We start from the raw sequence: 12,586 nt of genomic DNA, 5'->3' as shown, positions 1-12,586 counted from the left end.
GTTAAGCATGCAGTAACCTTTGCTGTTTTCTGCTGCACTTTTCAAGATGACCGGGCATGGGATTTCATCTCCGAGAAAATATACCGCAAAACAAAGGCCTTATCTGGTCAGGGCCAACATTGGAGCAACATCGGGGTATTGGTCCCATGTCCTATTATCCAAAGTACGCCCGTACCGGTGTTTTTGGATACCCCCCCATTGCTTAAAGAAGAATGGCACGTTTTGTTTCAAACACTGTTCCCGGATATTACGAACCCATTCAGCCCGCATTGGTCTTGCGCCGACGCCGGACTCTCCTCCCACAATGACCCAATGAATGTCTCTTAGGTTAAGGTTTTCGATTGGACTGAGTAAAGGTTCTAACGATAGGAATCGGACCGTAGAGGGTATGGCCCTTAGATCATCTATACGTCGGACAAAATTATTGTCTTCGACGGTTACGCCCATCCAAACATTTGGAGGCCATGGTAAGTAAGGGGCCAGTTCTCTCAATCTCTGGGACCTTTTGGTCAACACTTGGAATACATGCCAATCAGCCTGTTGCATAGTGGTAAAAACTTTTTGAATAAATTCCAAGGGAATATCCTCGTGAAAGAGGTCCGACATCGAGTTTACAAAAATCCGGCGAGGCTTCTTCCAAGTGAGTGGCAAGTCGATGAGGTCTTCGTGAAGTGTTAATTTGAACCCATTCTTGTATCGCGGGTTGCCCATGGCCTGCAACCTCTTAGCCATTACACTGGCATAACAATGTAGGCAACCATTGGAAATTTTAGTACAACCTGTAACAGGATTCCAGGTGGCTTCTGTCCATTCTATTTTTGATATTGCTGCCATTTACTGCACCTCCCCTCAATAGTTTACCATACAGGCCGCTTTAGTACAAATGTTCTTATTCTAATAATTATCAAATAGACTTAACTGTGGATTAAATTGGACCCTTAACACGTGGCGCATGATCTCTTCACCTACAGGATGTTTCCCAACCCATATTAGATAATACAGCTTAACCCTACGGGAATTCCTAATAGCGTCAGAGTAATGGACATATTTATAACCCAATTCCTTCAAACCACTGACATATAGTTCCATAAGACTTAATGCTGAATAGCGGGGATATTCAAGCGAAAATTTACGGCTATAAATATCCTTCCAGGCTTCGCTACCAAAATAGGCATTAAGAGTATCTATATCATTCGGGTTCAATTTGGCCGGATCATTGGGTAGCCGTCTTTGTAAATCCATCTGCAGAGGGAAATTAATGAATAGTTCTGTCCGATATTTTGAAAGAAGTTGGATAGTAGACCATTTTATGTGTGCACCACTTGGGTCAAGAAAGACAAATGTAGGAGCATAAGGGCTTATTTGGCGAAGGATCAACGGCATTACTTCATTGCAGTCGCCACAAATCACTTCTGAGGCGCGAGAAGGGTAGCGTGCCTGTAACTCTTTTAGCTTGTCAGCTCGGGAGGCATCCTTTTCGATAAAGAAACACTTTGAAAATGGCGGATTCGTTTCCAGCGCGATCTGGGCCGATCCTTTGATCTCCTCTCCTGTTTCTCTAACTATCCATTTGCCGGTGCCCGCAAACCCATCGATATAGTAACGGGACTTTGCCTTTTTGGTAGCCTTTGTAAAACTAGGAAGGTAGGACTGCAGATAACGGAGTTTCTCCTTTGCCCATTCTCCCACTTGGCCTTCCTCATCTCCGTACCCCACACGATATCCTCCTTTCTGCACTTTCTTCATTTATCTAAAAATGATATTCTGGACTTGTCATCTCTTGTCGAATCCTGCCTATACACCAAAACCGCCGAGTTCGGCGGTTTCTTACTTTATGACCTTATATCTCATCATATCTACCGGCAATCCAACCCTGGCCGCAAATTGCTCCAAGGTTTCATTTAGTTCCGGCTTTTCGTCCCATGTAATCAATTCTACGGTAAATCTGTTGGCTTCATACTCTACCCTGGATTCCATCAGAGTATGTTCTGCAAGGAAAAAATATCCCGCCCCCCGTGGAGACAATTGCCTGTGTCCCAATTCGTGGGCTAAAATGACACGTTTTAGCCATGCCGGGAGGTTGGAGTTAAGGACAATGGTAACCTTCCCGGCTATTTCAAGGATCAGGCCCTTAATCCTGCGAAAGGGGAATTCGTCAACGTCAATACCCATCTCCTGCGCCAGGCGATATGGGTCATTGGTTTTATATTTTTCTACTAATTGCTTAACAGATTGCCTGATGTAGTCCAAATAGGTCACCCGCTTGGACATGCAAAACGGTGTCATTTCAATCCTTGCCCGGTTTCAATCTTCACCCGCAAGGAAGCCGAGTGCAAATGAAAATTTATTTTTTATAAACATCTCCGCGCGGCCCAATAACCTCAATAATTATTAGTCGTTCTTCGATTTTTACGTTGTAAATAATCCTTATGTCACCAACGCGGTACCTGTACTTTTGGGTAAAGCCCCGCAACGGCTTGATATTTGGCCCGCTTACGGGGTTCGCGGAAATTGCCTCAATTGCAGTCGCAATGCGTTTTTGGGTGGCCCGATCAACGCGTTTAAGATAGCTGCGAGGCTGGGCTAATAGCTGGACTTTATAGGTCGAGTTCTCGCTTGAGTTCATCCCAGCTAACGCCGCCTTCCTCTTGCCCCTCATTCAAGGCTGCTCTTTCGCTTTCCGGCCAGTCCAGGTAAATGTAGTCGCGACATATGGGGCAAATGAATTCGTCATGCCAGACGTTTTCCCATGGCGTGTTAGGGTCATCTAAAAAGTCTGCCAGCACAAGGGGGGTGCCACATTTAGGACAGGTAGGATCGATATAGAAAGGTTTGTTATGCGGTCGCGGCATAGCTGCGCTTTCTGGATGTACGCTTTTAACCAGCCTTTCCAGGTACCTTTTGGCTCTTGCTACGTTTTGCTCCGGAAGCATGTCAACCAGGCGGTGAAGCTCTTCTTTGGGTAGGCTCATTAAGATCACCCCCTAATGAAACAACACGTTTCTTAAAGGTAAAGTTTGATTGCCTCTTGGACCCGCATTTCCAACTCGGCCAGGTTATCCGCTTGAGTATGGCAGCCAGGGAGAGAAGGCACCGAGGCAATATATTTGCCGTCTTCGTCTTGCTCTATTATGACTAGAAAACGGTGAGAAGGCAACTTTATCACCCTTATCTTTTGTTTTATTTTTCAGCTTCCTTCCTTCCTTTCTTATTCGCCATTATATACAAAAAGAGGTTATGGGTTATAATATTGTTATTAAGGGGGGGTGTAGTTATGTGTTCCTTCCAGGACGGTATCATTAATATAAATTTGTCCTTGAATGAAGCCTTGATAATTCTATCCAGCTTTAACGCTGTAGAAGCAGAATATGATCTAGACCCAGAAACACAAGCAGTAAGGGATAAAATACAACGAGCAATACTTGATTTTAAAAAAACGTTTCAACAATAAGTTTAACTAAAGAAAGCGCTTGTTCCGCATCCCATTGGTCAAGTTTTCCTGATTTACTATGAGCTGCGCTTCGTCTCAATTCATTAAAGGACTTTAAGCGATGGAAAAATCTATCATCCATTATGTTTTCGTTTTTCAATACTTCGGCTAAGCTAATAATGTATATTTGTTTCGGCAAAAAGTTTTCTCCTAAACGAGAGACCACAATAATTTTCAGCAATGTTTCTATTGATACTGCCGCGGTTGCAGTGCAAGCAAGATAAAGGCCATAGTTATAGGCTTTTATAGCTTCTTCGAGTTCATACTTGAATTCATCATTATTTACCTTTGCGATCACCGCTTCAGCATCATATAAATCAAGTTTTTTCTTTTTTTCTTTTTTCAAGAAAGAGTAATAGTGCCTGTCTGCAAGTTGACTGCCTTGGTATTTTGGTGTCCTCGGGTCATAGTGTGGTGGGGCATCGTCACCAAGAACGTACCAACTTATATCCCTTTCTATATAACTATCAAGGCCGGCAATTTTTAAAAGCCGATCTTCTTGTATATGTTGGGGTAGGTGATTTACCCGGTCATACTCTTCTTGGCTTTCGAGAAAATCTTCGAAAAGCCCGATCTCATCTTTAGCAGTTTTTGAGAGATCCAGGAAGCTTATTATTTCCATATTGCGAAAAATAGTAGCCACTAAAGTTGGTTTCATAAATGGAAATGCTTCTGGATTTTCTGCATACACCTCGGAATAATAACTGTTTACCCTGTCTCTATATGCCTGCAAAAAATCGGTGAAGTAAAGAAACATGTATTCCTTATATTGATCAAGATATTTAGTTTTATAAGGCAACTATAATGCCCCCTTTCCGAGTTATCGGGCTTTTATTTTAACCCGCCTTTTTCTTTCTCCCGCTTCCTCTTCTCCCTTTCCCACTTTACCTTGAGGTACGTTATAATATCCTCCTTATCTTCCTCATCCAGTGGGGCACCGTCAAAGTAGACATTGGCCTTCTTCAAAAATTCCTCCAGCTCCACGTTGGTTGGAGGGGTGTCTCGGTACCACCAGGAGGGGGTGGAGGAATTGGGCTGGTCTTTTTTCTCCGGCAAATAACCGGCGGCGGCCAGGAGTTCTTCATATGGGAAATTGTAAGCCTTAGAAAGGCCTTTTAATGTTTCTGGCGATGGCTTGATTTCTTTCCCACTCCGAGGATCGATCCCTTTTTCTAATTGGCTAAGATAAGCATGACTAATTCCCGCCCTTTCGGCGGCCTCACGTAATGGCTCATCACCACGTAACTGTCTTAGAAGCTTCGATAATTTAGTCATAAGAATAACCCTTTCCGTAAACCCTACATTACTTATTGTAAAGCATGTATTATAAAAAAATCTACTAAAAACAAGTTTGACATGCTTGACATGGAGTTAAACATGTTTTACAATATAGCCATAGGAGGTGAGGCCAGTGGAACTTAATAATCGGTTACGGCAAATACGTAGAGCTAAAGACATTACCCAAGAAGAACTGGCTAAAGCCGTAGGGGTTACAAGGCAAACCATAATTGCAATTGAAAAGGGGCACGTCAAGCGTCCGTCCGACGAAGTAATGTTGGCAATTGCCGAATATCTTGGATGTGACGTGACAGATATATTTTTTACCCCTCTTGTAAGACATGTCAAACAAAAGCACATTTCTACTTTAAATACTGGGACAGATGGCTGAAAGGAGGTGCCGCCTTGACCCCAGCCGAGCTAGCCGCGTTAAAAGAGCAAATTAAAGCGGAGCTTATGCAGGAGATGAGTAAGACCCCAAAGGCGCGATTCCCGCGGCCCTGGGACGAAGTGAAAGAAGCCTTTTTACCGCGCCTGGCTAATAGCAACCCTTACACCCAGTACCAAATTATTACGGCGATCTCAACTATTATCCGCTATTCCCTTGGCATCCAAAACGTGTCAATGCTTACCTATGACCAGGTTGAACGGGCTAAGGAAATTGCTAACAAGATACTGGATATTGCCGACCCCGCCCCAGCCGAGGCGTTAAACCAGTGAGGGGAGGTAGGAGGATGGAAGCAAATACTAGTAAGCTAAAAATCGAGCTCGAACTGGATACCACCCAGGCCGAGCAGGCTATTGCACGGCTGGAGGAAAGGCTTAGGAGGCTTTATGAGGTGGTGGCTGCCCTGGAAGGCCGAGTTCCAGAACAGCCGAAAACCAACTTAATAATCAACATGGATGCAACAATGGACGAGGAGGTGGCGCGAAAATTAACTGATAAACTTAAGGCTGCTCTGAAATCCTTTTAGCAAACTCGGTTAACATTTTTGCGCAGACTTTAGAAGCCGATTCAATAATTAACACGGCCAATTCGGCATAAGGCCCATTAGGTTGATTTGCATTACCCATAATACTCGATTTAAATTCTTCAAAGACTTTAATTCTGATTTCCTCAATTTCCTTATCAGTTATCACTTCATTCACCTCCGTTCCTCAAACTGGTAGCCTGGACACCTACCTGTTTCGACGAAGGGAAGGGGAATCCTGCCAGGGCAAGGAGGCGAACCCATGCCTCTCTACTTGATTAGAGTCACTGCAAAGCGTGAAGGGAGTCAAATTTCCACAGCAAGAGAGGAGGTGGTACAGGAGCTCCCGCCCGATTCGCACTACTGGGATGCGGCGGCAAAAGTGTTCCTGGATCAGATGATAGCTGAGGGTTTGTTGCCGGGGCCGGAGCAAAATCAGCCGAGGGAAGTAGCGACCTATAATGAGCCAGAATGCCGGAGGGTAAGTTAGGCGGCCCCACGGCAGGCAACTTGGGGGCCGCCGGGAGGGGAGGTAAAACCATGTTGACAGCAGAAGCGAGGGAGGCCGCAAAGGCCGAGTACCTTAACTACATTCGACGGCTCAATTTGACCGAGCTCATTGCAACCTTAACGGCCAGCGACGGCAAGGTTAGCTGGGAGGTCCGCATCACCAAACGGGGCGGGGAATACTTTGAGGTTTGCGGCAGATCGAGCCGGCTGGACCTGTATCTTATGCCGACAATCGGCGGCTACTTGGTGGCAGTGCCGAATTATCAACGAGCCGGCCTGGTGCCGGAGGACTGCAACGAGGGGGACATCATGGAGTATTGCGACATAGACAACCGCATTGACGCCATTACCCTGGCCACAGCGGTGCGATATCTGATCAGGCGAGGTTTTGCAGATGGGCCGCAGGGCTGAGCTTATCATCGAGCGGCGCTACGCAGACCCGCAGGACCCCGATTATGAACGGGACCTGGAAATTGTAGCAGACGCGTTGCTCAGATTGATCAACTCTAAAACCATAATAAATCAGAGAGGAAGTGACAGCAATGCTGCGAGAAGCACGCAAGGAGGCTGGATTGAGCAGAGAACAGGCAGCCTTCAGGTTGCATATCGGCAGCAGGACACTTACTAGCTACGAGACCGGCCAGACCATGGTGCCACCGGAGGTGGTGCTGAAGATGGCTGAGGTGTACGAGAGGCCAGACTTGCCGGCAAATTACTGCGCGATGATGTGCCCTATAGGGCAAAAAATTGCCTATCACTTTGAGAAGAACAACATTGCCACTATAGTTCTGGGGTTGCTTAAAGAATTGGAGGACGCCATTAACGTCAGAACCAGGTTGGTAAGCATTGCTGCTGACGGCCGACTGGAGAAAAACGAAAAAGGGGACTTCAGGCAAATCCTGCGAGAGCTTTGCGAGCTGGGGAAAGAGATCGAAGAAATGAGACAGTTCGCGGCAAAAAACGGCATCAGTATTGAGGACATTATGCCAAACCAAAAAGAAAAAGCGGCCTCACAAAAAGCCGCCAGCTAAAACCTCTACTTAAATTGTATCATCACGGCTGTATACTGTCAATCCGGCCCCGCCCCCAGGGGTGTTGGCTCAAACATAGCTGAGGGGCGGGGCAAACAAAGGGAGGATAAGCCAGATGGCTATAACTGTTAGTCAAGGCTCAGGAACGTGCGCCAGATGTAAGAGGAAGCTTACCAACCCGCACTCGGTCGCAAGGAGCCTGGGGCCGGTTTGCTACAGCAAGTCAGGTGGCGGTGCATTCGACGCCGACCTCCAGGCGGACGAAAAAGAGTGGGCCCGCCGGGAGCAACTATTAAAGGCTGGCGGCGAGATTGATCTGGGGGTCAACTGGGAGTACCCGGACCCCGGCAATATGATCGCAAGTTACAACATGCGGGTTAGTGTGCGGTATAGAGAAGGTGCTTACGAAGCATATGGGCATATCACCCTCGCCGGTAAAGAAGCACAGGAAATAGTTTTCGCGCGGGGACAGGATTTAAAAGTAATCTACCGCGAGGCAGTAGCCGCCGGTCCAACGTACACCGCTATGGCCTACCGGGCGCGGCAAGAAGCCGGGAGAGAGGCCATGCGCCAATGGCGCCAGTCACGGAAGGAGCGGATGGCAGGATGAGAATAGCGGGATTTGCCGGGAAAGTAAAGGATTTTCGGCTCTACTTAATCGCCATGCGGACCTGGCTGGCCTGGGAGCGGGCCGGGGCCAGGAAAAAGGAGGCCTGTTAGGTAATGACAACTGCAATTACTCAAATTGACCCTAAAAATGCTAATATGCTTGTTCCAACCCAACATCTCCAGCAGGTTAGCCCCTGGCATGCGGCCAGGACCAGCGTCGTACAGATTAATCCGGACCCAATGGCCGGCGACGTGTTCAAGGTGGGGAGCCGCTACAACGAAGCCAAGAAGAGTTATGAGGACCTGTTTAGCCCGGCCAAACCGGCGCTGATGCGGATCGCCGCGGCCGCCGGCATCGTCTGGAACTGGCGCGAGAGCGGCCCGCAGATTCTTCAGAAGGACTACGTGGTCTACAAGGCTGTGGGTGCCCTGCGCCTGCCTGACGGTAGCTGGCAGCCCATCGTGGCCACCAAAGAAATTGACCTCACTGTCATTGAAGAAGAAACCTACGAAGCCAACCTCAAAAAAGCCCTCGAATATGCTTCCGACCCCAAGAAGCAGGCTGCCTTGAAGGGTATGACGCCGGAGCAGTGGGCGCAGGCCCAGACCCGGGCCAACATGATCCAGTGGCGTAAAAACAAACTGATGCGAGCCGAGACCGGGGCCATGCTCCGGGTCATCCGGGCAGCCCTGGGAATGAAAAGCCAGTACACCCGTGAGGAACTACAGAAGCCGTTCATTGTTCCACGCATCGACTTCGCGCCGGACTACTCTGACCCCGAGGTGCGCCAAGCCATTATCCAGAACGGCATCCCAGCCATGGCACAGCTTTTTGGGCAGGCGCAAGCCGCAGTTATGCCTACAGGAAGATCACCGTTCGAGGCTTCACATCCAGCCCTGGCCGCCCCTGCTGAACCAGAGGAAGAAGTCTTCGTTGAGTATGAGAGTTCAGTGGAAGAGGAATTACCGGCTGATGGGTTCCCGGCGGAAGACGATCTGGAACCCTCTAACCCAACGTTGTTTGATAATCCTGCCTTATCAAACCCACCGGCACAAAACAGGGGACAAGGCAAGCAACAGGTGGTGACCTATTGCGCCAATTGCGGTGCGGAAATCACCAGCGCCAAGGTAGTCGAATATAGCCAGAAGAAATTCGGCAAGCCCCTCTGCTATAAGTGCCAGAACGGGGGTGCGCAGTAATGAAGATACTTTGCGCACCAGACCTACATTGCTACTGGCCGAATTACAGCCGCACCGGCGAGGACGGGACCCCATCCCGCCTCGCCGACTGGCGGCGTAGCGCCGAAGCCATCATTAAGGCGGCGGTCGAGCACCGCGTGGCCGCCGCCATCTTTCCCGGCGATTTCTTCCCCAACAGCCGGCCAGCGCCAGCCCAGGTGCTTGAGGTGGCCACGCTCTTCAACTGCCTGGAGGATGAGGGCATCCCTGTAGTGGGATGCGCCGGCAACCACGACCTCCTTGGTCCAGGGCAGCCGTCCCCCGTAGATGTGGTAGCGCGACTGGCGCCGGATGGGCACAGGTGGGGAATTACTCAACCAGGCATTGTGGACCTGGATTACCTGCAGGTTGTTGTGTTGCCATCCACAAAGTCGGTTAAAACCGATGCTGACCCTGCCGTGGCCGCCCAGGAAACCTCTCAGCAACTTATCGATATTGCCCGCTACTGGCTGGCCATGGTGGACCAGGCCAAACCCGCTATACTCATGGGCCATTGGGCCATCTCCGGCTGCCGGTTGGCTGCCGGGAATGTGCTGGCCGCCACGGAGCCCACGCTACCCCTGGGCGACCTGCAGGGTCTTCCGGTCCAGGCAGTTGTGATGGGCCACATCCACACTCCACAGATTATTGCAATCAATCCGGTAGTACTGCATACCGGACTCTTTGAACGGCACGACTTTGGTGAAGAGGATAACCAGCCCGGGTGCTATATCGTTGACCTTGATACCCAGGAAGCAGAATTTATTCCCCTGCCGGCCCGGAAATTCGTCACCCTGGACCTCAACAACTTACCGCCAAACACCTTGGACGATAAAAAGCGCATGGCCGAGCTCGTAAAGGATGCCGTGGTACGGGTGAAATACCGCTGCACCGAAGAAGATGCAAAGTTCATGGACCACACAAAGATAGCGCAAAAGATTAACGAGGGCGGAGCGTTCATGCTGGCCGGCATTTATCCCGACATAATTCGTTCCGAGCGCAGCCGGGAGGCAAGCATCAACGAGAGCACTTCCCCTATTGAGGCGCTAAAGAAGTGGCTGGCCCTGCGAAATGATCTCAGCCCAGAACTAAAGGTCAAAGTTATAGCCGCAACCGAGGGCCTTATAAAGGAGGTAGCGTAGATGGAACCGGTATTGCTGGACCTACAGAATTTCCTCAGTTACAAACGTGAAACTGTGGACCTCTCTCCCATTACCTGCGCCGCGCTTACAGGAGAAAACGGGGCAGGCAAGAGCAGCCTGCTGGACGCCATAACCTGGGCACTTTTCGGGCAGGGCACAAGGGGCGGAACGAAAGAGTTGGATAACTACGTCACCCGGGGCGAAAAAGAGGCCCGCGTTGAGGTGCAAATCAGGCTTAACGGGGCTACCTACAAAGTGGTACGCGGAAGAAGTATAGCCCGGAATAAGAGCACGCTGGAGTTCTTTATCCTAGACGGCGAAAACTGGCGGCCCCTATCAGGTAAGACCCTGTCTGAAACGCAGAAGGTTATCGAGGAAACCCTGCGCATGGACTACCGGACATTCACTGCCAGCGCCCTGGTGCTCCAGGGGCAAGCGGATACATTCACCGCCAATATGACCGACCAGGAGCGGAAGGAGGCCCTAGCCCGCATCCTGGGTTTAGACCTCTGGGACCGTATGCAGGAGCGGGCACGGGAAAGGGTACGGCAACTAAGGGCAGAGGCTCAGGCCATGGAGCTCAACCGCAAGCGGTTCCTGGAGTTGGTAAGCGAAAAGGACGGACTCGTTAGCCGGCAGGCTGCTATCAACCAGGAACTCGGCACCCTGGCCGCCCAGGTCGAGGATATATCTTCAAAAGCGACTGACCTGGAAGCCAGGCTAAAACAGAAACCAGTCCTGGAGCAAGCATTGGCCGACACCTGCAGGGCAATGCAAAAGGCCGTGGCGGAAATACAGGCCAACGACCAGGAGATGACCAGGGCCCGCCAGCAAATAGCGCAGGCCGAACAACAAATTAAAACCGCTGAAACTATCCTAGCACGCAGGGAAGAAATCGAGGTTGCCGTGGGGATGGAAGCGGAGATAGCCCAGGACGTGGCCGAATTCGACCGCCAGGCCCAGGAGTACATGAAGCTTCAGGGTGAGATAGCAAGGCTCCAGCAGCAGGAAGCGGCGTGGAACCAGAAGGTGGCGGCGGAAGTGGCAAGGCTGGAGGCCCAGGTCGAGAGCGCAGCCAAACAGGCCGGGCTGCTCGGGAGTGTTCCCTGCTCAGGTGAAGTCAAAAGCTCCTGCCCCTTGCTGGCCTCGGCCAGAAAAGCATCGGAGTTATTGTCTCAGGTCAAGGAAAGATTGGCTCAGTTAAAAACCCAGGCTAACCCTTACACCAAGCAACGCCTGGAGCTGGAGCAAACCTTAGCATCGCTGGAATATGACCAGGAAGCCCATAAAGCCGCCAGGGCCGCCTTGGAAGACGTGCGGAAGACGGCACGGCTTAAAGCAGAATTGGACGCCGCTGCGGAAAAGGTGGCGATGCTCACGGCAAGGATAGCGGAGCTCCAGGACCAGATTGCCGCCCTGGAGCAAAAGAACCAGGCCCTTTCCGCTGAGGTCGATAACCTCAAAGCCCGTGAGGCCAGTATTGTTCAGGAGATAGAGGCACTAAAACCGATAGCCATGGAGCTCTCTCAAGTGCAGAGCCAGCTCAACGACCTGCGCCGTCACGAAGCAGCCCTCCGGACCGAGCTGGGGAGAGTTGAGAGCTCTCTAGAGCAGGTAGCCAGAGCAGAAGCCGAGCTGGCCGAGCATGAGGAAAAAGCCCATGCGCTTAAAGAAGAGCTGGCCGTTTACGAGGTCCTTGACCAGGCGTGCGGCAAAAAAGGCGGCGTGCCTGCCCTGGTCGTCGAAAACGCAGTTCCGGAGATTGAACGGTTGGCTAATGACATGCTCTCCCGAATGGCCGGCGGAAGACTTGCGGTCCGCTTAGATACCCAAGCCGAGGGCAAGACCACCGGCACCATGCAGGAAGTATTGCGGATTACGGTGCTGGACGGTGGTATGGAGAGACCATATCAGACATACTCCGGCGCTGAACGCTTCATGGTGGACCTGGCCCTGCGAGTAGCGCTCAGTAAATTCCTGGCCCACCGGGCGGGAGCGGAAATAAAGCTGTTTGTGCTCGATGAAGGACTGGGAGCCTGCGACCAGGCCAACCGTCAGGCGGTAATGCAGGCCATCCAGGCCGTGGCTCAAGAGTTCGGGAAGGTGCTGGTCATTACCCATATAGCTGAGTTGCAAGATGCACTGCCTCAGAGGATTGAGGTCACGAAAGGACCGGATGGAAGTAAGGTGAAGGTAGCATGAGCATCACCTGCTGAATGGCCGGACGTGGGATGAAATGCCGGAGGTGAATCGGGGATGAGTGAATATAAAGCCTGTCCATTTCGGAAATCCATTACCCATTATGTGGGGGTAGACAGCGAAAACTTTCTTCCTTGC

At 50.5% G+C, this 12,586-nt stretch carries 18 protein-coding genes and 1 pseudogene; 10 read left to right on the top strand and 9 right to left on the bottom strand.

Annotation, left to right across the window (positions count from 1 at the left end):
* Positions 1-99: 99 nt before the first annotated feature.
* The 8 genes and pseudogenes from FLZ89_RS03425 to FLZ89_RS03390 form a co-directional block, all read right to left on the bottom strand.
* Positions 100-834, bottom strand: coding sequence for a DUF5131 family protein (locus tag FLZ89_RS03425; RefSeq protein WP_141304389.1), 735 nt, complete (start codon positions 832-834; stop codon positions 100-102).
* A gap of 60 nt (positions 835-894) precedes the next feature.
* Entirely contained in the window at positions 895-1,746 is an 852-nt protein-coding gene (locus FLZ89_RS03420) for a three-Cys-motif partner protein TcmP (protein WP_141304388.1), read from the bottom strand.
* Between the two features lie 81 nt (positions 1,747-1,827).
* A complete protein-coding gene (locus FLZ89_RS03415) occupies positions 1,828-2,271 on the bottom strand; it encodes an ImmA/IrrE family metallo-endopeptidase (RefSeq protein WP_172613421.1) in 444 nt (147 codons plus the stop codon).
* Positions 2,272-2,344: 73 nt separating this feature from the next.
* Positions 2,345-2,626 (bottom strand): type II toxin-antitoxin system RelE family toxin, encoded by a 282-nt coding sequence (locus FLZ89_RS16505; RefSeq protein WP_141304387.1) that lies wholly within the window; start codon positions 2,624-2,626, stop codon positions 2,345-2,347.
* Complete coding sequence (locus FLZ89_RS03405) at positions 2,598-2,972, bottom strand: hypothetical protein (RefSeq protein ID WP_141304386.1); 375 nt, start codon at positions 2,970-2,972, stop codon at positions 2,598-2,600. The genes FLZ89_RS16505 and FLZ89_RS03405 overlap by 29 nt, the downstream gene beginning before the upstream one ends.
* 35 nt (positions 2,973-3,007) lie before the next feature.
* Positions 3,008-3,157 (bottom strand): annotated as a pseudogene (locus FLZ89_RS16290) (type II toxin-antitoxin system HicB family antitoxin); the annotation flags it as partial.
* 271 nt (positions 3,158-3,428) lie between these two features.
* Positions 3,429-4,289, bottom strand: a complete 861-nt coding sequence (locus FLZ89_RS03395; protein ID WP_141304385.1) for a HEPN domain-containing protein — start codon at positions 4,287-4,289, stop codon at positions 3,429-3,431.
* A 32-nt stretch (positions 4,290-4,321) separates the two neighbouring features.
* On the bottom strand, positions 4,322-4,765 hold the full coding sequence (locus FLZ89_RS03390) for a helix-turn-helix domain-containing protein (protein ID WP_141304384.1): 444 nt from the start codon (positions 4,763-4,765) through the stop codon (positions 4,322-4,324).
* A 136-nt stretch (positions 4,766-4,901) separates the two neighbouring features.
* Here FLZ89_RS03390 and FLZ89_RS03385 point away from each other — a divergent pair, with 136 nt between their 5' ends.
* Genes FLZ89_RS03385 through FLZ89_RS03375 form a run of 3 tightly spaced genes read left to right on the top strand, consistent with a single transcriptional unit; the run spans position 4,902 to position 5,742 of the window.
* Positions 4,902-5,159: a helix-turn-helix transcriptional regulator gene (locus tag FLZ89_RS03385; protein ID WP_141304383.1), complete on the top strand. Its 258-nt coding sequence runs from the start codon at positions 4,902-4,904 to the stop codon at positions 5,157-5,159.
* 14 nt (positions 5,160-5,173) lie between these two features.
* Positions 5,174-5,488, top strand: coding sequence for a hypothetical protein (locus tag FLZ89_RS03380; protein ID WP_141304382.1), 315 nt, complete (start codon positions 5,174-5,176; stop codon positions 5,486-5,488).
* A 14-nt stretch (positions 5,489-5,502) separates the two neighbouring features.
* A complete protein-coding gene (locus tag FLZ89_RS03375) occupies positions 5,503-5,742 on the top strand; it encodes a hypothetical protein (RefSeq protein WP_141304381.1) in 240 nt (79 codons plus the stop codon).
* On the opposite strand, the gene FLZ89_RS03370 is transcribed toward FLZ89_RS03375, so the two are convergent.
* Positions 5,717-5,908 carry a hypothetical protein gene (locus FLZ89_RS03370; protein ID WP_216363826.1) on the bottom strand — a complete coding sequence of 64 codons (192 nt, stop codon included), beginning with the start codon at positions 5,906-5,908 and terminating at the stop codon, positions 5,717-5,719. The two genes, FLZ89_RS03375 and FLZ89_RS03370, sit on opposite strands and share 26 nt — an antisense overlap.
* Before the next feature lie 93 nt (positions 5,909-6,001).
* On the opposite strand from FLZ89_RS03370, the gene FLZ89_RS03365 reads away from it, so the two are divergent.
* The 7 genes from FLZ89_RS03365 (at position 6,002) to FLZ89_RS03335 (ending at position 12,451) form a co-directional block, all read left to right on the top strand.
* The gene (locus FLZ89_RS03365; RefSeq protein WP_141304379.1) at positions 6,002-6,229 is read left to right on the top strand and encodes a hypothetical protein; all 228 of its coding nucleotides are present in this window, start codon (positions 6,002-6,004) and stop codon (positions 6,227-6,229) included.
* A gap of 50 nt (positions 6,230-6,279) precedes the next feature.
* The gene (locus FLZ89_RS03360) at positions 6,280-6,660 is read left to right on the top strand and encodes a hypothetical protein (RefSeq protein WP_141304378.1); all 381 of its coding nucleotides are present in this window, start codon (positions 6,280-6,282) and stop codon (positions 6,658-6,660) included.
* 131 nt (positions 6,661-6,791) lie between these two features.
* A complete protein-coding gene (locus tag FLZ89_RS03355) occupies positions 6,792-7,280 on the top strand; it encodes a helix-turn-helix domain-containing protein (RefSeq protein ID WP_141304377.1) in 489 nt (162 codons plus the stop codon).
* Positions 7,281-7,395: 115 nt separating this feature from the next.
* Positions 7,396-7,890, top strand: coding sequence for a DUF6011 domain-containing protein (locus FLZ89_RS03350; protein WP_141304376.1), 495 nt, complete (start codon positions 7,396-7,398; stop codon positions 7,888-7,890).
* 113 nt (positions 7,891-8,003) lie between these two features.
* Entirely contained in the window at positions 8,004-9,089 is a 1,086-nt protein-coding gene (locus tag FLZ89_RS03345; protein WP_216363825.1) for a hypothetical protein, read from the top strand.
* Positions 9,089-10,249 carry a metallophosphoesterase family protein gene (locus FLZ89_RS03340; RefSeq protein ID WP_141304374.1) on the top strand — a complete coding sequence of 387 codons (1,161 nt, stop codon included), beginning with the start codon at positions 9,089-9,091 and terminating at the stop codon, positions 10,247-10,249. Before FLZ89_RS03345 ends, FLZ89_RS03340 begins: the two co-directional genes overlap by 1 nt.
* Complete coding sequence (locus FLZ89_RS03335) at positions 10,250-12,451, top strand: AAA family ATPase (protein ID WP_141304373.1); 2,202 nt, start codon at positions 10,250-10,252, stop codon at positions 12,449-12,451.
* Positions 12,452-12,586 lie beyond the last annotated feature (135 nt).

Origin of the sequence: Moorella sp. E306M (genome assembly GCF_006538385.1) — a bacterium.
In the GTDB taxonomy this organism is placed as follows: Bacteria; Bacillota; DSM-521; order Neomoorellales; family Neomoorellaceae; genus Neomoorella.
This window is presented reverse-complemented; position numbering and strand designations above follow the sequence as displayed.

Bases quoted from the DNA above. Each gene is read 5' to 3' on its own strand.
- FLZ89_RS03335 (WP_141304373.1), top strand. From the start codon at position 10,250: ATGGAACCGGTATTGCTGGACCTACAGAATTTCCTCAGTTACAAACGT.
- FLZ89_RS03350 (WP_141304376.1), top strand. From the start codon at position 7,396: ATGGCTATAACTGTTAGTCAAGGCTCAGGAACGTGCGCCAGATGTAAG.
- FLZ89_RS03360 (WP_141304378.1), top strand. From the start codon at position 6,280: ATGTTGACAGCAGAAGCGAGGGAGGCCGCAAAGGCCGAGTACCTTAAC.
- FLZ89_RS03365 (WP_141304379.1), top strand. From the start codon at position 6,002: ATGCCTCTCTACTTGATTAGAGTCACTGCAAAGCGTGAAGGGAGTCAA.
- FLZ89_RS03340 (WP_141304374.1), top strand. From the start codon at position 9,089: ATGAAGATACTTTGCGCACCAGACCTACATTGCTACTGGCCGAATTAC.
- FLZ89_RS16505 (WP_141304387.1), bottom strand. From the start codon at position 2,626: ATGAACTCAAGCGAGAACTCGACCTATAAAGTCCAGCTATTAGCCCAG.
- FLZ89_RS03415 (WP_172613421.1), bottom strand. From the start codon at position 2,271: ATGTCCAAGCGGGTGACCTATTTGGACTACATCAGGCAATCTGTTAAG.
- FLZ89_RS03345 (WP_216363825.1), top strand. From the start codon at position 8,004: ATGACAACTGCAATTACTCAAATTGACCCTAAAAATGCTAATATGCTT.
- FLZ89_RS03390 (WP_141304384.1), bottom strand. From the start codon at position 4,765: ATGACTAAATTATCGAAGCTTCTAAGACAGTTACGTGGTGATGAGCCA.
- FLZ89_RS03375 (WP_141304381.1), top strand. From the start codon at position 5,503: ATGGAAGCAAATACTAGTAAGCTAAAAATCGAGCTCGAACTGGATACC.
- FLZ89_RS03355 (WP_141304377.1), top strand. From the start codon at position 6,792: ATGCTGCGAGAAGCACGCAAGGAGGCTGGATTGAGCAGAGAACAGGCA.
- FLZ89_RS03425 (WP_141304389.1), bottom strand. From the start codon at position 834: ATGGCAGCAATATCAAAAATAGAATGGACAGAAGCCACCTGGAATCCT.
- FLZ89_RS03405 (WP_141304386.1), bottom strand. From the start codon at position 2,972: ATGAGCCTACCCAAAGAAGAGCTTCACCGCCTGGTTGACATGCTTCCG.
- FLZ89_RS03420 (WP_141304388.1), bottom strand. From the start codon at position 1,746: ATGAAGAAAGTGCAGAAAGGAGGATATCGTGTGGGGTACGGAGATGAG.